Annotated in this window: 20 protein-coding genes; 12 read left to right on the top strand and 8 right to left on the bottom strand. The window is 31.9% G+C overall.

What is annotated here, in order from left to right; genetic code table 11:
- Positions 1 to 17: 17 nt before the first annotated feature.
- The 4 genes from LSO06_RS01840 to LSO06_RS01825 are packed head-to-tail and all read right to left on the bottom strand — an operon-like array spanning position 18 to position 4596.
- Entirely contained in the window at positions 18 to 2015 is a 1998-nt protein-coding gene (locus LSO06_RS01840; protein ID WP_231760385.1) for an EAL domain-containing protein, read from the bottom strand.
- A gap of 54 nt (positions 2016 to 2069) precedes the next feature.
- A complete protein-coding gene (lgt, locus tag LSO06_RS01835) occupies positions 2070 to 3029 on the bottom strand; it encodes a prolipoprotein diacylglyceryl transferase (RefSeq protein WP_231760384.1) in 960 nt (319 codons plus the stop codon).
- Positions 3030 to 3038: 9 nt separating this feature from the next.
- Positions 3039 to 4172 carry a P-loop NTPase gene (locus LSO06_RS01830; protein WP_231760383.1) on the bottom strand — a complete coding sequence of 378 codons (1134 nt, stop codon included), beginning with the start codon at positions 4170 to 4172 and terminating at the stop codon, positions 3039 to 3041.
- Positions 4173 to 4176: 4 nt separating this feature from the next.
- A complete protein-coding gene (locus tag LSO06_RS01825; RefSeq protein WP_231760382.1) occupies positions 4177 to 4596 on the bottom strand; it encodes a hypothetical protein in 420 nt (139 codons plus the stop codon).
- 61 nt (positions 4597 to 4657) lie between these two features.
- Here LSO06_RS01825 and LSO06_RS01820 point away from each other — a divergent pair, with 61 nt between their 5' ends.
- Genes LSO06_RS01820 through LSO06_RS01795 form a run of 6 tightly spaced genes read left to right on the top strand, consistent with a single transcriptional unit; the run spans position 4658 to position 10700 of the window.
- Complete coding sequence (locus LSO06_RS01820; RefSeq protein WP_231760381.1) at positions 4658 to 6079, top strand: S41 family peptidase; 1422 nt, start codon at positions 4658 to 4660, stop codon at positions 6077 to 6079.
- A 3-nt stretch (positions 6080 to 6082) separates the two neighbouring features.
- Positions 6083 to 6811 (top strand): 16S rRNA (uracil(1498)-N(3))-methyltransferase, encoded by a 729-nt coding sequence (locus tag LSO06_RS01815; RefSeq protein ID WP_231760380.1) that lies wholly within the window; start codon positions 6083 to 6085, stop codon positions 6809 to 6811.
- Positions 6804 to 7397 carry a hypothetical protein gene (locus tag LSO06_RS01810; protein WP_231760379.1) on the top strand — a complete coding sequence of 198 codons (594 nt, stop codon included), beginning with the start codon at positions 6804 to 6806 and terminating at the stop codon, positions 7395 to 7397. Before LSO06_RS01815 ends, LSO06_RS01810 begins: the two co-directional genes overlap by 8 nt.
- 54 nt (positions 7398 to 7451) lie before the next feature.
- A complete protein-coding gene (locus LSO06_RS01805; RefSeq protein ID WP_231760378.1) occupies positions 7452 to 7937 on the top strand; it encodes a CarD family transcriptional regulator in 486 nt (161 codons plus the stop codon).
- Between the two features lie 28 nt (positions 7938 to 7965).
- Entirely contained in the window at positions 7966 to 8904 is a 939-nt protein-coding gene (locus LSO06_RS01800; protein WP_231760377.1) for a hypothetical protein, read from the top strand.
- 5 nt (positions 8905 to 8909) lie between these two features.
- Entirely contained in the window at positions 8910 to 10700 is a 1791-nt protein-coding gene (locus LSO06_RS01795; protein ID WP_231760376.1) for a hypothetical protein, read from the top strand.
- A 3-nt stretch (positions 10701 to 10703) separates the two neighbouring features.
- On the opposite strand, the gene LSO06_RS01790 is transcribed toward LSO06_RS01795, so the two are convergent.
- A complete protein-coding gene (locus LSO06_RS01790; protein ID WP_231760375.1) occupies positions 10704 to 11813 on the bottom strand; it encodes a hypothetical protein in 1110 nt (369 codons plus the stop codon).
- 110 nt (positions 11814 to 11923) lie between these two features.
- Between LSO06_RS01790 and LSO06_RS01785 the strand changes: the two genes are divergently transcribed.
- Together LSO06_RS01785 and rpmB are read left to right on the top strand one after the other, a co-directional pair.
- Positions 11924 to 13492 (top strand): hypothetical protein, encoded by a 1569-nt coding sequence (locus LSO06_RS01785; protein ID WP_231760374.1) that lies wholly within the window; start codon positions 11924 to 11926, stop codon positions 13490 to 13492.
- A 9-nt stretch (positions 13493 to 13501) separates the two neighbouring features.
- Positions 13502 to 13780, top strand: a complete 279-nt coding sequence (gene rpmB / locus LSO06_RS01780) for a 50S ribosomal protein L28 (protein ID WP_231760373.1) — start codon at positions 13502 to 13504, stop codon at positions 13778 to 13780.
- 5 nt (positions 13781 to 13785) lie between these two features.
- On the opposite strand, the gene amrB is transcribed toward rpmB, so the two are convergent.
- From amrB to LSO06_RS01765, 3 genes are all read right to left on the bottom strand, one after another.
- Positions 13786 to 14514 (bottom strand): AmmeMemoRadiSam system protein B, encoded by a 729-nt coding sequence (gene amrB / locus LSO06_RS01775; protein WP_231760865.1) that lies wholly within the window; start codon positions 14512 to 14514, stop codon positions 13786 to 13788.
- 29 nt (positions 14515 to 14543) lie between these two features.
- Positions 14544 to 15977 carry a pyruvate kinase gene (gene pyk / locus LSO06_RS01770; protein WP_231760372.1) on the bottom strand — a complete coding sequence of 478 codons (1434 nt, stop codon included), beginning with the start codon at positions 15975 to 15977 and terminating at the stop codon, positions 14544 to 14546.
- Between the two features lie 105 nt (positions 15978 to 16082).
- A complete protein-coding gene (locus LSO06_RS01765) occupies positions 16083 to 17489 on the bottom strand; it encodes an NFACT RNA binding domain-containing protein (RefSeq protein ID WP_231760371.1) in 1407 nt (468 codons plus the stop codon).
- Positions 17490 to 17657: 168 nt separating this feature from the next.
- Between LSO06_RS01765 and LSO06_RS01760 the strand changes: the two genes are divergently transcribed.
- From LSO06_RS01760 to gatC, 4 genes are read left to right on the top strand one after another with little or no spacing between them, the layout of a single operon-like run.
- Positions 17658 to 18314 carry a LolA family protein gene (locus LSO06_RS01760; RefSeq protein WP_231760370.1) on the top strand — a complete coding sequence of 219 codons (657 nt, stop codon included), beginning with the start codon at positions 17658 to 17660 and terminating at the stop codon, positions 18312 to 18314.
- 11 nt (positions 18315 to 18325) lie between these two features.
- Positions 18326 to 19525: a helix-turn-helix domain-containing protein gene (locus tag LSO06_RS01755; RefSeq protein ID WP_231760369.1), complete on the top strand. Its 1200-nt coding sequence runs from the start codon at positions 18326 to 18328 to the stop codon at positions 19523 to 19525.
- Positions 19525 to 21618, top strand: a complete 2094-nt coding sequence (locus tag LSO06_RS01750; protein ID WP_231760368.1) for an ATP-dependent helicase — start codon at positions 19525 to 19527, stop codon at positions 21616 to 21618. Before LSO06_RS01755 ends, LSO06_RS01750 begins: the two co-directional genes overlap by 1 nt.
- 9 nt (positions 21619 to 21627) lie before the next feature.
- A complete protein-coding gene (gene gatC / locus LSO06_RS01745; protein WP_231760367.1) occupies positions 21628 to 21903 on the top strand; it encodes an Asp-tRNA(Asn)/Glu-tRNA(Gln) amidotransferase subunit GatC in 276 nt (91 codons plus the stop codon).
- Positions 21904 to 21923: the final 20 nt, after the last annotated feature.

The raw sequence follows: 21923 nt of genomic DNA, 5'->3' as shown, positions 1-21923 counted from the left end.
ACCTTTACTCGTATTTACTACATTGGTTCCGGCTCGTGCCATAAGAACCCCTGTCCGTAGTCTATTCCAATTTCATTTATTTTTTTAAGTATTTCTTCATTTGATACAAATTCAGCTATTATTTTTATTCTTTTTGTATCAGCAATTTCCTTGATTGATTTTATTATCACAAGATCTGTTTGGCTTGAATTTATTACTTTAATAAAAGATCCATCTATTTTTATTATATCTATGGGTAATATTTTAATGTATGAAAGCGAAGTGTGGCCGCTTCCAAAGTCATCAAGTGCGAGTTTAATGCCAAAGCTTTTAAGTTCTTTAAAATAATTATTGACTAACTCAAAATTCTCTAAAATACCGGTTTCTGTTATCTCTAAGCATATGTTTTGAAGCGGGACGTGACTTGTAAGAAGTGTTTCTCTTAAGAACATTCTAAAATTTTTAGATTTAAGTGATTGTGGTGAAATGTTGATTGAGAAAATATGTATGCCATTTTTTGCCACAAAATTTGTATATTCTCTTAGGGCTTTAGTAACAACCAGTTGATCCACTTCAACAGTTAGATTGTACTTTTCTATTAAATTAAATACTGTGGCATTCGGAATAGGAGTACCCGTATGGTCAAAAAGTCTTGTTAGTATTTCGATTTTAGGTTTTAAGTTCTTTTTAAGGGGGGTTATTTTCTGATAGTAGAGAGTAAAAAAATCATTTTTTATTGCTTTCACTATATATTCAAAGATTTTATTTTGAGTTTTAATAAGCATTGTTTCCGGTAGTTCATCTTTGTACAAAATAGGAAGAGAATCTTTATATTCGGAAGATATTTTTGTTGCTATTTTTAATTTTGCAATTGTTGTCTTTATGTCTTCTTGCAAATTGGCCTCTATTATTCCTATATTGAATTTAAATATTATAAATCCTTGTTTTTTAAGTTCATAAGAGATGGTTTTTTTGATTTCTTCTGCAATTGCAATTAGTCTTCTCTCCCCACCACTTGTGGAGACAATAACTATTAAATTATTATCCTTCACCTGAAATATGTATTCTGAGTAGAATGACATTATTTTAGAGGTGATTTTTTTAAGTATCTTTAAATCTGTGCTTGATCTGTTTCCTTTATATTCATATTCTGTGTTTATGTGCAGGTCTAGGTCAAACAAATATGTATTCTTATAGGAGGATTCAATTTGATTTATTAAAAGATGTTCAAGCTCTTTGATGTTATATAAATCTGTTTTTATGTCAATAATTTCAAGATCCCTAGCATAATTTTTGGATTTTAAGTGAGATATATCCTTTATTGTTATTAACTTATCAATGTTATTTTGACCAATTGTGCTGATAAATAAATCCACGATTAGCTTTCTATTGTGCTTTGCGATTAAAAGGCAGTCAGTTATTAATATATTTCTGAGTTCAGGAATATCGCTTACATTATAACTTAAGTCTATTTTGTCTTCTTTTTCTAAATCTATGATGTTTATATCAGTTATTTTATTTGTTTTGCCTCCAATTTTTATTGGAAGTTCAATTTCTTTACTCCCTTTTTCATTAATATAGATAATATCATTTTCAATGTTTGTAATTATTACGATCTCTTTAATAAGTTCAGATAAGTTTAAGAAAAAATCAAGGTTTGCATTTTCATTGTCATGAAAAAGTTTTTTTTGATATATGAGACCGTGATTAAGGCTTAGTTCATTGATATCGTTCAATATTTCTATGTGGTTGAATTTATAACTTGTTTTTTCTTCAGGTCCATTGTTTATTATGATGGAATAGACTTTATTGATACTTTGTAAGTCATTTGCTATGTTGATTGAAAAATCTATTGGAGTCTTGTTGTTGTAAATAATAGCAAACTTAATATCATTTTGCCTAATAAACTCCCTAGGAATGCTTTTCCTAGATAAAGACACGCGTAGTAAGTTGAAAATAGCCCTAAGACTTGCAATCTCCTCGTCACTAATTTTTTCCCCAGAAATTGCGATTGCACTTGGACATGTACTCTTCATCTTATCTTTAAATAAACTTATAGTGATTTTGTTATAAATCTACGTTTTTGTAATTTATTTATTTAATTTTTCTGCTCGCCTCTTGGCCCATGAGAGCCAAATTATTCCTGATAATATTAAAACTAGCGAGAGTATTTGTCCCATTGATATGTTTAATAAAGAGAAGTCTAGCAGGCTTTCAGGTGTTCTGTAGGTGAAGATAAACCCTATTTCCTTGTCTGGTTCCCTTAAGTACTCGATTAAGAATCTAAAGAAACCATAAATAATGATGTATATTCCAAAAATAAATCCGTCATACTTTTTTATTTTTCTGAAAACAAACCATAGTAATAAAAATCCCACAGTTCCTTCAAAAAAACCTTCTATGAGTTGTGATGGAACCCTTGGTAGATTAATAAATAAATCATGGGGTGACAGTTCAAGCCCAACTGATTCTGCAAATTCTTTGACTCCCTTGTAACTTGTGCTGAAGGGCTCTGCGTTTGGGAATATTACTCCTCCTCTCATTGGTCTTCCATAAAGCTCTGCATTTGCAAAATTAGCAAGCCGCCCTAGTATGTATCCTGAGGAAAAGGCTATTGCTCCGTAGTCTGTTATCCTTATAAAGTATTTTCTCACGTTTGTGTTCTTAAGCTTGGTATTAATCGTTATCAATAGTGCAATGATTACTCCAAGAAATCCTCCGTGTATTGCCATGCCTCTAAAGCCCGTGAAATTCCAGTACTTGTCAAATGGTAAAAAGATTAACCAGGGATGTGTGTAGTAGATGCCACTTTTATCATAAATTAAGGTAGACGCCAGCCTGCCTCCGATTATCGCTCCCATAACGAGAGAGAACATCATTGTTTCATAATCACTTCTCTTAATGTCAATTCCGTCGACTTTTATTTGGTACCAAATAAATTTGTAGCAAATCATGATTATTACGATGTAGGAAAGACTATACCATGTGATCGGAACGCCTTTAATTATTTCAGGATGTAACCAATTGGGATAATTTATGTAATTGGGCATTTTTTCTCCTTAATCTTCTCTTAACTGTTTAAATAGCTTTTTTTTAAACATCATGTTTTGTTTTCTCAATGCTGAGATCTCTCTTTGTTGGGATTTTATTATATCAATAATTTCGTTATTGTCTACTGCTTTGTCTAGTAGCAATGATTCAAGATATTCAGACTTTTCCAAGTATTCATCTTGTGCTTCCTTTATTACAAAGTCATGGCTTTCGTACATATCTTCATCGCTTAAGAGCTCTGCATCATTTACCAGGCTTTCAAGCTCAATCAATTTACTTGCTATTTTTTTAATACTCCTAGAAGTTAAACTGGTAGGCTTATAGACTGTTATAGGTATTTTATGGTTTAGTGCTTTGTCAATAATTTCATCCTTATAAATCGAACCTATGCTTTGTAAATTTATATTCAGGTAATCTTTCGCAGATTTTAATATTTTTTCTGTTTTTTTGATGTCATCAGGTGCATTTAACATATTAAAAACTATGAAAGGACTAAATCGTGAGAATATCGACATAAACTTTTCGTAATTTTCAGGATCATAATTTTCTATTTTGAGTAGTAAATTGGGAATATATATTTTTTGTAAGTCATTAGAGTCTTTCCTTACTTCAGAGATTATTTTGTACCCTTCTGTTTCCTTTGTAAATATTTTTGATATAAGCCTAAAGATTGTATTTTTTAAGAATAAATAGGCATTCATTGTTGCCGTTACTGTTGGAATTGTTACTATGACCCCACGATTTGACATTAAGAAAAAGTCTACCGTATTAAACGTTGTGCCAGCACCAAGATCAATGATTAAATAATCATAAGTGAGCGATTTTAAGTTGTTAATTATCCTTCTCTTCTGAAAGTTAGCTATGTTGGCAAGTTCCGGAATGTCGGAATCTCCTGCAATAAAACTCAAATTTGCAATCCCAGATTCGATTATCATGTCCTTGAGGGGAATTTTTGTCTTAAGAAAAGTACCAATACTTCTCTTGGGGACAATATTTAGCATAGAATGCAGATTGGACCCTCCAAGATCAAGATCAACAAGCAGCACCTTTTTTGCTTCATTTGCAAGACAAATTGCTACATTAGTCGAAAAAAGAGATTTACCTACACCCCCTTTTCCACTAGCTACAGGAATAACAACCAAGCTCCTACTCCGTTATCCTATTCCTTACTTTTATTAAAACTAGAATCACTGAGTTAAATGTAGCGTAAATTATTATTATTCCTAAGAGATGGAAAAGTGATATTTGATATACGTATAAGCGAAGGCTATAGCCCAACACAAACAGCATAACACCCATTGCTATTTGAAAAATTTTTGTTGTAATAATCAAGTGGTGAAGAATTTTAAATTCTTCACGCAACAGGTAGTTTATTGTCATCAAAGCAAGGCATAACTCTGGGGAGAATATGATGAAGGACAGCATGAATTTAATAGAGGAGTTGTTGATAAATACTATTTTGTTGATAACTCCATAAAGCTCTGCTAGTACTAATAAGCTTTCAAATGCTTGCAGAGCAACAATGAAGCCTGTAATTTTTATTTTCAAAGCATTTGTCTTTAACATAATCTTAAAGTATTATATTATGAAGATAAAATCAAGTTTTGTTTGTGTAGGAATTAATTGAATGAAAAATAAATTTTTGGTGTTTGTATATTTTTTGTTAGCTTTCAGTATTAGCTCTTTAGTCATTGTAGAATCTATCTTTGCACAATCGGATTCTTCTGGAGGAAAATTATCTGCGTCAAGTTATGGTCATATGATGACAGAAGCTTTTGATTTTATTAAGAGAAATTATGTTGAACCTGTTGATGATGAGGCTGTTTTTGAAGGGGCTTTAAAGGGTATGTTTCAAGCGTTGGGTGATCCTTATTCTCAATATTTAACAAGGAAGGACTTAGAAGAAATATCAAAGACTACAGAGGGTAATTATGTTGGTATTGGTGTTACTATTACCAAAAAGGATGCTTCCAAGGGAGGGGATAATCTTGATCCTGGTCTTTCATATGTCAAGATTCTTACTCCTTTTGAGGAGGGTCCCGCGTATAGGGCTGGGATAAGGTCGGGTGATTACATTACGGCAGTTGATGGTAAGAGTGCTTCTTTAATGACAGTGGAACAAGTTGTTGAGCTTTTAAGGGGACAAGAGGGCACAAAGGTTAAGGTTTCTATCCTGAGAGGCAAGGATTTAAAATTGGAATTTGAACTTGTAAGGGAGAAATTGGATATACAGACTATCAAAAGTGATATTATTGGTAGAGATGTTGGCTATATTAGGATAGTAAGTTTTAATCCAAATACTAGCAGTTACTTCAGAAAAGCTTTGGAAAAACTTAAATCTCACAATATTAAATCTTTAATACTAGACTTAAGGCTTAATACGGGAGGCTTTCTTAAGGACGCGATAAAGATAGCCGATGATATTTTGATTGAGGGGATTATTGTCTCAACTAAGGCAAGAGACGCTAAAGCTCCCTTCGAATATAAGGCTAGCCCTGAGTATTTAGTGCCTTTGGACATGAAAATTGTTGCTTTGATTGATAAGCATTCAGCATCGGCATCTGAAGTTTTAGTGGGAGCTTTAAAAGATCATCAGAGAGCTTATGTTGTAGGTGAGAAGTCTTATGGTAAAGGAGTGATACAGAATGTGATTCCTTTCCATACTGGAGGATTTAAGATTACTAACTCGAAGTACTATACTCCTTCTGGACAAAGCATTCATAATGTTGGAATTAAACCTGATTTGGAGATCCTTTCGAAGGATTTTTCTGGAGAAGAAGTTGCGGTGTATAAGGAGATTTTTGATAAGGATCTGATAGGGCACTTTTTGAAGGATAGAAAGACTGTTACCGAAACTGAAATAGATAATTTTATTGATAATCTTGTTAAACAACATAAGAATTATAATATGGATAAGGATTTCCTAGGTCAGTATGTGCTTAATAGGTTTTATCAAGACACAAATCGGGAAGCACTAGTCTATAATCTACATTATGATAGGGCGTTAAGAGCTTCTTATGAGTATCTTACAAAGGAAACTAAAAATTAATTTGTGAAACAAATAGTCTTAAGTGGTGACTGTTTATCTGGAAATGATATCGTCATCAACGATATAAAAGTTTATCATCATCTCGTTGATGTAAGACGGGTTAAGATAGGGGATACGTTGAATGTTTTACTGAAGGGAGAAGGTGTAAGGCGCGCTAAGATTTTAAGCATAGATAATAGGATTATTAGGCTTTCTACTCTTAAAGTAGAGAAGGTAGAGAGGAGAGATTTCCAAATAAGTATGTTTATATCTAATCTTAAGAGTAGGAAATTGGATTTGTGTTTAAGGCAGGTTGTTGAGATTGGAGTAGATCAGATCAATATTGTTAATGCCGATAATTCCGTTTCTAGAATAGATGTTGATGATTTAAAGTTTAAAAGTTCAAGGTTTTCAAGAATAGTTGATGAGGCTTTAAAACAGAGTGGTAACGTACATGTTCCTACTATTAATTTTTATAAAAATTTTTTTAGCATTCCTTATTCATCTGCTGTTGATTATTACGTTGCTTACCGAGGAGGTGTTGTATTAAGCTGTGGGGATGGATTAGGTACTGCGAATAAAATTGGGATTTTGATAGGACCTGAGGGTTGTTTTTCAACGGCAGAAATTAATTTGTTTAAGGATTTGGATTTTAAATTTGTAAGGTTTAATACTCCAATTTTAAGATCAGATACAGCTATTGTTTATTCACTTATTTGTTTTAAATTGTTATTAGAGGGTAATGGTGGCTAATCTAAAAGATATATATTCAAAACCGGACAGGGTTTATTTTTGTGGAGTTCCTATAGATGTATTTAGGACTGGGGAGAAATTATCGAGTCGATTTGAGTACCTTTTATCTCATCCATATCATTCAATGGTGATTTTTGTTGATTTTAAGTCCTTGTTGAAATTTTTGATCTTTAAAAAATTTAGAAATCTTGTTAAGGCTTCTTCGCTTGTTTTCTCAAATTCTAGGTTGCTGAGAATTCTTTGTAAGTTTTTTAAAAAGGTTGATATTGGTTGTTATGATTCAAATTCAATTTTACTTGTCTTGATGAATATACTAGCAAATACATACAAAACATGCTATATTATCGATGAGGACAAGATGGTTTCTAAGAGAAATTTTTTGAGGCTAAAAGAGTCGCATAGGGAGATTAATTTTATCGGTTACTATGATTTGAAGGCTGTTAAGAGGAATAAGGAGATGTTTTTTGCAAATATTAACAAGCTTACTCCTAGCGTAATAATAAGTTTTTGTGGTGATGATTATCTTGAGGGTTTGTTTCATGTCAATAAGTTTGGCATTCGGACCAATCTGAGCGTATTTTTGTAATTATGATTTCTTTTGATTTAAACATTAGTGAAATTTTATTGTGCGAGGGAAAGAGTGTCTTTTGTATTAGACCAGGCTATCGTTTATCCGATGCAAGGAGTTGGTAAGATAAAGAATATTCAAAATAAGGAGTTTAATGGTGAATTCATTGATTACTATGAGATATACTTCCCATTCAATGAGATGACCTTTATGGTTCCGGTCTCTAGGGCTAGTGATCTTGGGATTAGGGCTTTGGTTAGCCGGGAAAAAATAGAGGAAGTCTTTAGTGTTATAAAGGATTTTGAAGGGCAGATAGATCAAAAGAAAATAAAAGATGGTAGTCATGATTTTTATAAGCAAAGTGATATATTAAATACTGCTAGGTTGTACAAATTCTTGTATACAAAGTCTATTCAGAAAGAGTTGCCTTTCTATGAGAAGAGAATTTTAAATGATTTTGAGTTAATTTTGGAGCATGAGATTAGTTTGGCCTTACAAATTAGTTTTGAAGAAGCTAAGCAGAAAATTAAAGATGTTTTGTCTATTGAAAAGTCTTAAAACGTTTATTTTCGATTAGGGATTTGTTATGTTTGGTGTTTTAAGATTTGTTTCTTTGTTGTCTTGTAGGTTTGTGTTCGTATTTTTTTTCTTGTCTTTTGTCTTTCTTTGTACCTTTTATTTGAAGTATAAATTTCTGTATGTAAATTTTTCTATTTTTAGTTACGAACTTTATCATGATGCTTATCTTTATGCTTTTCCTTTGGCTTTAGTTGTTACTTTTATGAGAATTTCTTATCCCTTCAGTGTAGATATTTTAAGGATATCTAGGAATTTGCGTTTATTCACTTTTGTTTTCATACTGGCGTTGTCTTATTTTGGATTTCAGGCATCTTATAACTTTCATACTACACTAGTAGAACTTAATCAGAAGAGCGACAGGATTATTAGGGATGGGATAGTGCATTTTTTTGATGATAAGTTGGTTTTATACAGTAAAGATGCTAAATCGTTTGGCTTTAAGGGATTTTTAAAGGTAGAGCATAAAGAAGATGGCGGTGAGGGTTTTAATGGATTTTCATATAGCCCTGACTTTCCTAGAACCGATATTATTTATTCTGAAAAAGATACATTTTTGCTGAAAAGAACATATAGTGAGCTGCTTAGCTATGTTTTTAATGATTTAGAAACTTTAAATGATTTTTTTCTATCTTCAGGGCATATTGCTTTCGTGTTTAACATATTTGGATTTGTTTTGCTTTTATTTTCATTTTCTTATATTTTCAACCTTATATTTTCAACCAGTTTTTCTCTGTTTCTTTATCCTATCTTTGTTATGTTGTTTTTTAAAGTTTATAGTCTTTATTCGGTTGAGTTTCCCAAGAATTTTGATTCGATTATGGGAAGGAGTGTAGTATCTGATTATGTTACTTTTGTTTTTTGCATTCTGACCTTCTTTTCTGTTTATCTATTTGGGTTTATTTTCGATTGTATTAAGGATAGTGAAGGATTTGATAGTAATTTGTAGAGTTTATGAAAAGAGAATTGTATGCTTTTGTAAGCAATTTTGTTATTTATCTGTTTTTGTTTATTTGTTTAATTTTTTGTTACTCGTACTTTTTGGGGCCAGATTATTTAGAGAAGCATGAATTAGCAGCCACATTTTTCGATACTGTTTTGAGTGTTCATCGTTATTTTAATGGTTTTTTTATTTTTTTTGTTTGTGTTTACTTTATTTTTTTAAGCAATTATGAGATAAGGAGTTATTTGAAAGAGGATAGGGGGTATTTCCTTAAAAGATTTTATCCATTTATACTTCTGTTTTTCATAATAGGGGTTGTTGTTTCGCTTATTTTTAACCTTATTCTACCTTATGCTATTACTCAAATAGGTGAATATAGATACAGTTATGAAAGGTACAATCTTTTGGAAAACCAGGCAGCTGAGATAGCAAACAAGGTGAAGAGTATAGATATAAATTTATCATCAAGCAAGGTTTTAGATGCAAATGATTTAATAGATGCCATGAAGAGGAAAAAAGGATATCTTGAGGATTTAATCAGAATTTATAACAAAATGAGACTTATTGATTTTGATAATGATGAACTTTCTACTAATTATTATTTAGTGAAATCGGAGTATAGTAGAATGCCTACTTATGATATTGATCTGGAAAAAATTAAAAAAACTATTAAGACATATCCGATTAGGAGACTTGCAAAAGAAGATTTTCAGGATATTGTTAATGAACTTATTAGTAAGGGTGATTATCCTACGGCTAATTATTTTGCTTATATAGGGTTTGCTTCTACTGGGGATGATGATCTTTCCGCTCTTCTAGATTTAACTTTTAAGGCTATTAATGAGAGTAAAAATATTGAGAGCGAAAAGGGACACTTAATTTTGGAAGAGAAACAGAAAAATTTTTTGTATTTTAACACAGAAAAATTCAGAGCTGCCTATTATGGGTTCTTGAGGCTGCATAAGTTATTCCCGAATGATAACGAAATTTTAGGGTATAAGAATAAATCTTTAGAAAAGCTTAGAAATGAGTACCTTTTCTTCGATGAGATTGAAAAATATTATGAACATCACGGGATAAATGATGTGTTGTTGTTTCAGTCTCACTTTGGGAGTCAAACCTATGATTATATTTATATGCAAAAGATTGTGAATGAAATCTCTTATGTAAAAATGGTTAAGAATTTTGAGCTTATTAGATTTAACAGATCGGGTGATGTTGTATTGCACATTAAAGTTCCATTTGCTACTCTTCGAGGCAATGAGGTTTATCAAAACGTATTGGATAAAGATAATGAGTACAGTAATGTTACTGCTACTAGAGTTATTGTGTCATCTGGGGACTTTGACTTAATCGGCCCTGGTATTATTAGCATCACTAAAGATGTTAATAATTTACATTTGTTCTCGAATTCTAGTAGTAATATGTTTTTGACTGTCCAGGGGCTTTTAAGCGCTTTTAATCAAGTTGAAATGCTTAATTTAAGATTGGCAAGTGTTTTTTCTTTCAGTCTTTTGTTATTAGTAAACCCTGTTTTATTGGTTTTATGGGGGACACTATTTATTGTTGTGTCTTCTAGGGTAAATTTTAAGGTAGGCTCGAAGTTTGTAATATCTTTAGTATGCTTAATGATATCTGTGTTTTCAGTTATGGTTTCAATCTTTGTAAATTATTTGTTATTTATTTTAATAGCCGTCTTTATCCAAGTATTTGCTAACATTTACGTGCCCTTTATTCTTGTTCTTTTTCTCCTATTAATTTTTACATCTTATTTAATACGATTTAACTATAGGGAATCGTAATTTCTAATTTGGGTTTTTAGTTATTGATGATAAGAATAATTCATTGACTACTTGGGTTTCCTTTTCTGTCTGTTTTTTGTTGGGTATATATAAGGTTTGATCTATGTAGTTTTCGTCAAAAATAGGATGAGGATTTTCTTTTTTGAAATTTAGTTGCAAATTTAAGCTTTTATAAGGTGTAAATCCATCCACAAAGCCGAAATATTCATTAAATTTATTCCTATCCTTAAGTTCAATTAGTTTTTTTTGTCTTTCTTTATCTAGTATCCAGATTACAAATCTTTCTGTAGCTTGTGATAACTCCTGAACCCCCATAAAGCTTATATTGGATATCATTAATTTTTTATTTTGGTCTGTTAAGTATGAAAAATTAATTTTGTTTCTGATGTCTTTATTTAATCCTTTGTAATACGATAAATCAGTTAGGCCTGCTATTAAAAGTGTATTCTTTTCAAGTAGTATATTTTCTAATTTCAGATATTGGTATTTCTCTGCAAATTTTTTTTGAAATTTAAGTTCATTTACATCCAGAAATGATTTAAAATATTCCGTTATGTTTAGCATTTTTTTCTCATCATATTTCGGATTCTTATTTAGGAAGTTAAAATTTACTTTGTTTATCCTAGATATTATGTAGAAAAGATTTTCAGAAATGTAAGGAGAAATGAAGAATTTTTTTTCCCTTTGAAAGAGTTTGTACATTGTTTTAATCTTCTGTGCATCAATGTACTTTCCTATATTGTATTCGTTTTTATGTATCAAGATTGGAAAGTTAAAACCCAAGGGAATAATTCTATGGGTGAACTTCTCAGATATCTTATTTAGCACTGGATAATCTGGGTAATAATATTTTTGGATGTTTTTAAAATTTTTAATTATGTCGACATTATCTATGGTTTTTGATATGACTATTTGAGCATTTTCTTTGTTAATTATTTGCGTATTAATGTATTCCCTGTATTTAACGATAAGATTTGCTTTATTTTCTATATTGAATTGGGATACATAAAACGGAACAATTTTGCTGTCGGTTATCAGGACTACACTACCGTTTGTTGAACAGCTAAGCATTAAAGCAAAAGCTACGATTAAAATTGGGGGCTTTATGTACATAAAAATTATTTAACTATATCTCCTTTTATTTTACAATAAATTATGTATAATTTTGATAGCATTGGTGGTTAAAAGAACGTTTGGTTCTGTGTCCAGTTTTATCGGGGAGATTGGTAAGTTTGGGTTTGTTTGATTTTTTGTTTTCTATTTTTAATAAGGAGCTCACTCCTGAACAGTTGAGGCATAAAAGGATTAGAGAGTTGAAGAGTAATCTGGATAAGGTGGGCAATTTTTTTAATGCTTCAAAAATACAAGCCTTGCCTCAGTTTGCTAAATTTATTTATAATCTTTACAGGACATTTGCTCCTTTAAAGCTTTTTGTACAAAGGTATCGAAATTCAAACAAAATAATTCATTTCGTTGTTGAACGTTATCTGGTTGAAAGCCAGAGGAAGGCTTTGGATTATATTTACTCTTTTTCTGCAGGCGATATGACCAATTTTACGGCTGATGTGCCTAAAAATTTGAATAATAGTTTAGAGTATCTATTTAAGAACGTAACGCATGAGCAAATTAGATTAATAGATGAGACTTGTGGAGCTTTGTATGTCTTTTTTGATTTAGTTTTATACCCGTATCATTCAATTATTAAAAATTTTGATAGTTTGTTTCCAGAGGACGATTTTGTTTATAGGCCTAGATTTAATGCGGTTGGCTGTGGTTTGATTCTTGATGAGATTAAAGATTTTTTAGAGATCATGTATTCCATTGTAGATTCCTCTGTATGGAAGAATCTGTACGATATTCTTTCAGGGGTATATGGAGATAAGGAAAATTTCCCTCTTAAACCAAACGTGTGGCTTAAGACAATATCTTCAATTATTGAAATAAACAAGAATAAGGAAATTTTGTATCTTGTAAGGTATGTTAGTGGGGATCCTGACTATTTTCCTATATCTAATGGAAAGAAACCAAGGCCCATGGCTAAGGCATTTTTCAATGATCTTTCAAAACATGTTGCAAATGAAATAGAAAAAATTAAGGTTTTGCAAAAGAACAGTAAATCTAGAATTTTGGCTGAAAAATTGTTTCCTGCGGGTACAATTTTGCATTTAGATAATTACAATGAAAAGATGAATACTAAGATCACATCCAAAATTTTGAGCACTCCCGGATATGTTTATTATGAGTTGTTGGGCTATTTGAAGACTTATGTGATCAATTTTGTTAAAAAAGAGCTCAATGATATCGTTAATATTCTTATCATTAAGGGGCAGTGGAAAGATATGGAGATTTCAAGGAATATGTCTAATGATATGCATTCTTTAATTAATACTTATTCAAGTCTTATTGATTTTGATAACAATCTTGGTGAGCAAGGCAACTATGGTAATAGAATCAAGGCTCTATTACACAGAGCCTCTGTTGGAGATAAATCATCGGAAAAGTTGTTAATAAGTATAGTTGCAGATATTAATAAGAAGGCTTTTGTGTTATTAAATGAGTATTATTCAGTAATTTATTCTATGGAACATAGGTTGAGGGATTGTTTAGAAGATTATGTTAAACCTTCTTCGGAAAGAGAGTTGATTTACAACTGGAAGGAGCTTGATGTTGATCTTATAAAAACGTATGGAAATAATTTAAACTTTGGTAGTATAATTAAGAATATAATGGGTAGTTTGGGTTTATTTTTAAAATTAATGAATTTGTATTTAGAAAAGAAACAAGCAGTTTAGGAGTTTTGGATGGGCAGAGAGTGTGAGATAACAGGAAAGGGTACTTTGTTTGGGAATAACGTACCGAGGAAGGGGCTTGCTAAGAGAAAGGGAGGGGCTGGCCAGCATATTGGTGTTAAGACTAGAAGAACTTTTAAGGTGAACTTAATTAACAAGAAGTTTTTTGTTCCTGAGTTGGGAAGAAGAGTTAGTATTAGAGTTTCTGCTGATGCTTTAAGAAGTATCTCAAAGGTTGGCCTTGATGTTTTTTTGAAGAAAAATTGTAAAAAACTGAGAGACTTTGTTTAGGATTTTTAGTTTATTAGTATGTTTTCTATTATTAAATGTTCATTGCCGACGCGGACGAGTTCTCTTTGTGTGAACTCAAATTTTTGGAAAAGCTCGTAGGCTATCATGATCGCGTTTATGTTTTCGGGTAGTATTTTGTGTGCGTTGTAGTGTTCTAGGATAAGAGAAGAATTTGGATTATTTGCAAGTAGGAGCTCTTTTAGTGTTGATGCGAGCTTAATGGCCTTGTTCTGGTTTGTGGAATGTGAAGTAAAGTAGGAAAGAAAAATGAAAGAATTTTCTTCTTCCTTTGTAAATACACTTAAAAATTCACAGAATGCTTTCAGGGCCTTGTAGCTAAGTTTGCCCAGCATAATGGGAATGATCTTTATTTCTTTTGTTATATCTTTGATAAAGTTTAACACGATTTCAATTTTATGGTCGTTTTCTATTATTTTGTCCTCGGTATTTGTAAATTCAAGGTTTTGAATCGGTTTCATTATATCCATATTTACTTCGATTTTTGAGTTGAATATATTCCAAGCCTTGTGAGTTGAAATGTTGATCTTTGCATTTTCTTTTGTTTGTGAGAATATAAAAACATTTCTTGTATTCTTGGCTATTATTTTCAGGAACAAGTGGTCATTTCTTAAGAAAAACTCATAACCTCCATAACTAACCAGAAGTGCTTTATGAGTTTTTCTTTTGTGTAAGTTTAGTGAATCTGGGCTGAACCTGTTGTTTGAGTAAAAAATGTTATTAACTAAACTGTCTCTTATTTTGTTTATATGTTTCGTCCCTTAATCGCGTCTTCTACTGTATTTATTTCCATAAATTCCGTACCTTTGCTAGCATCTCTGTTTGGGTTTCCGGATATAATAACCACAGTGTCTGAGTCCTCAACTATTCCTTGTGTTTTTAGTAGCTCAAGAGAAGTTACTACAAACTCAGTTGTTCTTCTAAAGCTATTATCAACAAGATTGGAATAAACTCCGTAAGAAAGGGAGAGCTCTCTTGCAATCCTTTCATTGCTTGTTGTAATAAACAAAGGAACACTTGCTCTATATGTAGCCATTACTCTTGCAGTTCTGCCCTTTAATGAGTCAACGATAATAGCTTTTACGGGCATTATCTTTGTTGAGTCAATTGCACATTTAATAATGTAATTTCTAATGATTCTTTTGCTACAGAAGATTTCATCCCTAAATAATGTTTTTTCTCTATGTTTTTCAACCTCTCTAGCGACTCTAGTCATCATCTTAACAGCCTCAACTGGATATTTCCCGTAAGCTGTTTCACCAGACAACATGATAGCATCCGTTCCGTTTAAAATAGCATTAGCAACATCAGAAACCTCAGCTCTTGTGGGTCTTGGATTTTCAATCATTGAGTGAAGCATTTGTGTTGCAGTAATCACGGGTACTCCATACTTAATGCAAGTTTGAGTTATTTTAATTTGTGCCAAGGGAACATCTTCAGCAGGTATTTCAACTCCCATGTCTCCCCTTGCTACCATGATTCCATAGGAAGCTTTTACAATTTCTTCAATATTGTCAATCCCTTCTTGATTTTCAACCTTGGAAATAATTTTTACATCAGGGTTTCCAGCGGTATTTAATATATCCTTAACGTCTTGAATATCCTTTTCATGCCTTACAAATGAATGAGCAATAAAATCAATATTGTGTTTTGCTGCAAGCTCAATAAAACCCTTATCCTTTTCAGTTACAGATTGTAGCTTAAGTGGAACCCCTGGCGTATTGATTGATTTTTTATTTTTAATTTGTCCGTCGTTTTTAACCTCGCAAATCAATCTGTCTGCTAGTTTTTCAATGACAATCATTTCAAGCTCTCCGTCATCGATAAGAACCCTAGAGCCATTTGGAACTTCATTAACAAAGTTGTCGTAATTAGTTTGAAATGAGTTAGGACTGTTAAAAGGCAATGTTGAAATTATTATCTTGTCTCCCATTTTAACGGAAATAGGGGTTTCAATGTTTGCCGTTCTAACTTCTGGCCCTTTTGTGTCAATCATTAGTGCTATTTTATTTGAAACTTGTCTGACATTGTTAATGACTTTCAGAGCATCTTCATGAGATTGATGAGCGGTATTAAGTCTTATTACATTAACACCTGCCTCATATAAATCTCTTATGTGCGTTGGGTCGCATCTAAGGTCAGATATTGTTGCTACTATTTTTGTTAATTTTTTTATCATTTGGTTGTCCCTCCACTATTCAAATTCTATGCTTTTTAAGATTCAATGACAAGATTTTCAATCACTTGCTGTTTTATTTTAAATTTAATTTGAAATAAAACAGCCTCAATTTTTATTTTTAAGTTTATTGAGTATTCCAAGATCTAGTTTAATGCTTAAATTTTTCTCTTTATTGGGTATCACAAGTCCCTTTTTCTCCCCCTTAACTCTTCTTAAATTTTTAACATTAGTGTAATAAAGGTCAGCTTGTCCCGATTTTCTTGCAGCTTTCGTATAAAAAACGCATAAATTGCCGGCGGCGAGTAAAACCTCAAGAGGAGGAGTTTTGTTTTTTTTATTTCTAATAAAAACATAAGCACCAGGATAATCTCTTGTGTGCAACCAATAGTCGTTACCCTTTGCCCAATCCCTTAAGAGATCGTCGTTTTCTTTTGCATTTCTTCCTACAACGATTTCAAATTCGAGAGAAATGAAATGAACACCGATGGGAGGCCTTTTTAAGGGGGTTTGCTTCTTAATTCTTCTTTCTAAGCAAACTAAATCTTTTCCATCTAAACAGGTTTTCCTTGATATTAATTCGTCATATTGTTCTCTTGCACTTTTTAATTGTTCTCCTATGAGGTTTGAGGAGTTTTTACTTTTTTTGTATTCTTTAAAGTATTTAAGGGCATTGTCTTTAGGTAGTAATCTTTTGTCCAGCTTGATTGTAATTTCTTTCCCATTGATGTTTTTGACAATAATTTTATCCATTCCTTTCTTTATCTTGTTAATGTTTGCTAGAATTGCTTCGCCTTTTTCTCTTATAGATTCAATTACTTTAATCGAGTTTATTTGTGTTTCCAAAGACTGTATTCTTTTTTCTAAGTTTATTTTTTCTTTCTCATATTTTTTTCTAAGTAGTTCTGCATCGAATTTTTCAGTCTCTTTTGTTTCTATTTCATCATAGTAGTTTTCAATAAATTCAGAGTAAGAAAATTGGCTATTATAGCCATCCTTTAGTTTGACCTCTCTTTTTTGAACCGCACTATTGTTTGCAATAATTTCTTGTATTTTTGTAAAAATTTCTCCTGTAATCTCATTTGATTTTGGCCTTCTGTAAAATGTATCAAGAATTTTAAAGTTTGTGTCTGTCACGATTATGTTAGGAGAGGATGGCCATAATTTTATGAAAACAAATGTTATTATTTCATCTTTTACCACTTTAATAGAGATTATTCTTTCATTGTTTATCTGGCAAGCCTCAAATAATTTTCCATTTTGAGTCTTTGATTTTAAGAATTCAAAAAATCTTAAAGGAGGTTTAATGTTGTCAAATTTTTTACTTGTTCTGTGTATTCTGGTGGTTTTTGGATTCAATGAGATTAATATACTGAAGTTTTTTTCATTTATTTCCTTATTGTAGAGCTCTAAAATTAGAGTTTTGTAGTTGGGTTGCTTTATTTTTCTTAAAAATGAATTTTTTAAAGGAAGTTCCTTAAGTAGTGCATCGATTTCACTGTAGTTTAATGACATCCTCTTCCCTTTAATCTTTTACTAAATTGTGTTTATTATTAGCATACAAAATGTTATATTTGTGAATAATAACTTATTGTTTTAATAAATTATATTATAGGATGTTATGCATGGATTGTGTAATATATTTTTCTATTAAATTTGGCTTAATGTGATGAGGATTTTGTAATGAAGAGAATAATGCTAATGCTGGTTGTGTGTCCGTATGTTGCTTTCGCACAGGTGTCTGCTAATCAATATTTTGAGAATATTTATTCAAAATATCAAAGTGTAGAAGATATGCAGGGCAAGATTAATCTTAATATAAAGGGCTTAAAGCAAACGGGTACTCTGTTATATAAGTTCCCAGACAAATTTGTTGTTAATCTAGATTCGAATAATCAAGTTTTTGTAAGTGATGGAGAGCTTTTAACAGTTTATGTTCCCTCTCTTGGGACTTCTTTTAGGCAACAATTAACAAGGGGGAAGTCGGGAGGAGGTTTTATGAGTGTTTTGGGTGCTGAATACAGTGTATCTTACACTAATTCTCCCAATTTAGAGCCTCTTGATGAATCTGGAGGGAGCGCGGAGAGTTTTATAAAATTGACTTTTTCAAGGCGCCTTTATAAGGGGGCTGCTACGATTGATTCTTTTATGATTGCCTTTACAGAGAGTGGTGCGATTAGAAGGATTATTGCTTATCCTACGGGAGGTGGACGAGAAATCGTTATTGATCTTTTGGCTGTGAAATTTAATGTTGGAATCCCCGAGAGTAAATTTAAGTATGATCCGCCCAAAACTTCAAACAAAGTAGATAATTTTTTGTATGATGTTAAGAAAGCTTGAGGTGTTAGGCTATGGAAGAAAATGATTTTGTTAAGTTTGGGGATCTTTTAAAAAAAGCTAGGGGCGATAGGGGGTTGGCTCTTGAGATTATATCCGATGAGATTAAGATTTCTGTTAAGTATCTTAAAGCTCTTGAGGACTCCAATATTGAATTATTTCCAAATGAAGTCTTGGCTGTGGGCTTTTTAAGGACATATAGTGAATATTTAGATATTGATGTTTGGTATATTTCATCTCTTTTCAAGGAGTATAAAAAAAGGATTAATGACAGTTATATTGGCATTAAAACTGAAAATAAAAATGTTAGTTCAAAATTTACGGGTGAAGGCAATCTTTCTAGTAAAAGTGTGGATATTTCTAACATAGATTCTTCTACAGTGATTAAAATATTGGTGGGATTGGTTGGCCTTGTTTTGCTCATATTTTTTATTTTCAATTTTAGTGAAATTAATGCTTATTTAAAAACAATATTTAGGACGAACCATATTGCAAGGAAATCTCCTGCAGTTCATGAGATTCTTTTTGATAGAGAAAATTTTTGGAATGCTTCGCTTGCAGACGGTGATTTTTTATCTTTGATTTACGGAGATACTGTTGCAAAGTATAAAGTCTCTTTTAATAATGATGATTTGGTTATTACAGATGAGGTTGATAATAGGAGCAATATTTTCAGGCTAGGTAAATCTCTGGAGATAGATTTTAATGATGATATAAGAGTGAGGATGATTTATGAGAACTATTCTCATGACAGAGTTAGGAAGGCTCATGTAAGCTTGGAGTCCTTTATTTTAAATGTTGAGTATGTATCTGAAACCAGTCTTTCTAGTAGATTTGAAATTCTAGACTGGGGGTTTGAGGTCAATGGACCTAAGAGCAGGGTGGTTAGTGAGTATCCTACTCTGTATTCTTCCCAAAATATTGTAAATGTTAATTTAGTGATCCGCTTTTTAAATGATACATTTCTCAGGTACGCTGATGAGAGTAATCTTTCAGGGAAATCTTTACTTGTGGTTAGAGATGATATGCTTAACTTGAGCTTTAAAAAATCATTGATATTGTTTTTGTCAAGGATTTCTGATACTAATATTGCTATTCAGGGTAAAGATATTACTTCGATCTTAAAAGGGTATGAAAAAGAACTAATGGCAGTTCAATTTTTTTGGTTAAAAACCCCCGTGGGATTTGATCTTAAGGTTTCTGAAGTTTATTGATGGATAGGGTAGAAGAGTTTCTTCTTAGTTTAAATTCTTATCAGAGGGAAATCATTCTAGATAATACTAGAAGTCCTATTCTTGTTTTAGCAGGACCGGGCAGCGGGAAAACGAGGGTTATAACAGCCAAAATAGCTTATTTGATAAAAGAGCTGGGGTTGCGGCCAGATGAAATACTTGCTTTGACATTTACAAATAAAGTTGCAAGGGAGATGAATGCAAGAATAAATCAACTTTTTGATTTTAATAAGTCTTTACATATTCAAACGTTTCACTCTTTTGGTGCTTGGCTTTTAAGAATTTACTTTAAAGAATTTGACAAAAATTATGATTCAAATTTTACAATTTGGGATACTAGTGATGTTGTTCGGTTTGTTAAGCAAATTGGACTTGCACCTACCATTGATCTTGCAAAGCAAGTTTCGTCTTTAATACTTAAGGAGAAAGAAAGTGGATTTATGCATGATTATTTTGGTGTTGAGGAGAAGATTTACAAAGATATTAAGACTTATGAGCAAGAAAAAGCTAGGAATAATGCTTTTGATTTTTCTGATCTTATTCTTAAGCCTGCTTTAATGTTAAAGGATTCTGAGGATATAAAGAGACGGGTACAGAGAAGATTTAGGGCCATCCTTGTGGATGAGTATCAGGATACTAATTATGCGCAGTTTTTATTTTTAAAAGAGCTTTACGAGCAAAGTATGCATTTTATGGTAGTGGGGGATGAAGACCAGTCTATATATTCTTTTAGGGGCGCTAGAGTTGAGAATATTCTTGAGTTTGAAAAGACATTCAGGGGAGTATCTAGGTATTATTTGGTGCAAAATTATCGCTCTACCTTAAGTATTGTTAATGTTGCTAACAAGGTTATTGCAAAGAATAAGAATCGATACGAAAAAGTGATAATTACAAAGAACAGTATAGGCAAGAAGATGAAATTTTTCGTATTTCAAAATCCTACGGAAGAGGCTGAGTATTTTTCTAATTTTCTTGTTAAGGAAAGAGTTGATACGGCAATTCTTTACAGATTTAATTATCAATCTTTTCAGTTTGAAAAATCTTTCTTAAAGAGGGATATTCCATATAAAGTGTTAGGGTCAATTAGATTTTATGAGAGGGAAGAAGTTAAGGATGTAATTTCTCTTCTTAGGCTTTTTGTAAATAGAAAGGATAAGGTGTCTTTCTTAAGGGTAATCAATAAGCCTGCTAGGGGGATTGGAAAGACTACTACGGATAAAATAGTAGGAGTGCTAAATGATAGCGGTATTGATCTTGATTTAATTCTTGCAAGTAGGAGAGTTGCTGGAGCTCTTAAGGGAAAGGTAAGTGAAACTCTTATTTCTTTTTTAAGCATTTATGATACATTAGTCAAAAGAATTGAGGGTAATGTTTATGTGAACTTATCTGCTTTTATTAAAGATGTTGTAATTAAGTTCGGACTTTGGGATTATTATCAAAGATTTGATAAGGATGAGAAATCTAGAAATATTGATGAGCTTATTGGGAGTGGGGTTGAATATTCAGGTAGTTTCGAAGGACTTGTAATGTTTTTAGAAAATTCATCCCTTTCTCCTTTGATGCATGGTGATTTCAATTCTGGTGTACTTCTATCTTCGATTCATGGAGTTAAGGGTCTTGAGTTTGACAGAGTAATAATATCTGGGCTGGAGAAGGGGTTATTGCCTGCTGAAATTGAAGAATTGACGGAAGAAAGATTAGAGGAGGAGAGAAGGCTTTTTTATGTTGCTCTTACTAGGGCCAGGTTTGAGCTTATTATTACGTTTAGTTTACAGAGATTCTTTGGAGGCATGACAAGAAGTACTGCTATTTCGGCCTTTTTTCAAGATATTGACAAGGATTGTTACGATGTTATTTTTGTTCCAGAATATTTAAGAGACAATTTTAGGTACTTTTTTTCAAAGAGCAATGACAAGAGCTTTAATATTGGAGATTATATAACTTATAATGGAGAAAAAGGGGTGATTGTGGATAGGTGGTACCAGGGCGGTGAGCAGTTTATGAAGATTAATCTGAGAAGTGGAAAGAAGGCAATTTTAAGTTCAGCCTATATTAAAGGACTTTCTAAAGTTTAGAGGTGGCATTTGAAAGACATTCATTTGGAAAATAGTCTAAAGTTGAGTCTGTTGAGCTTGAGTGAAAATGAAGAGCAGAAGTTTGTTGAGAAGTTTGAAAAAGTAATTGGTATGCTGAATAGGATTTCTGGGTTTGATGTAGGGGATGATTTTAAACAGAAGATATGTGAATTGTCGGATTTAAGGGAAGATGAGGTTTTGCCTTCTTTAAAGATTGAGTCTATTAAAAATTTTAGTAATTTATTTCTGGATGGATACTTCCCATCTCCTAAGGTACTTGAATAGGGGCATTGCTTTGAATTTAA

This window comes from Borrelia sp. RT5S (assembly GCF_021165755.1).
Classification (GTDB): domain Bacteria; phylum Spirochaetota; class Spirochaetia; order Borreliales; family Borreliaceae; genus Borrelia.
Note: the sequence above shows the minus strand (reverse complement) of the source record. Positions and strands in the feature narration are given on the sequence as shown.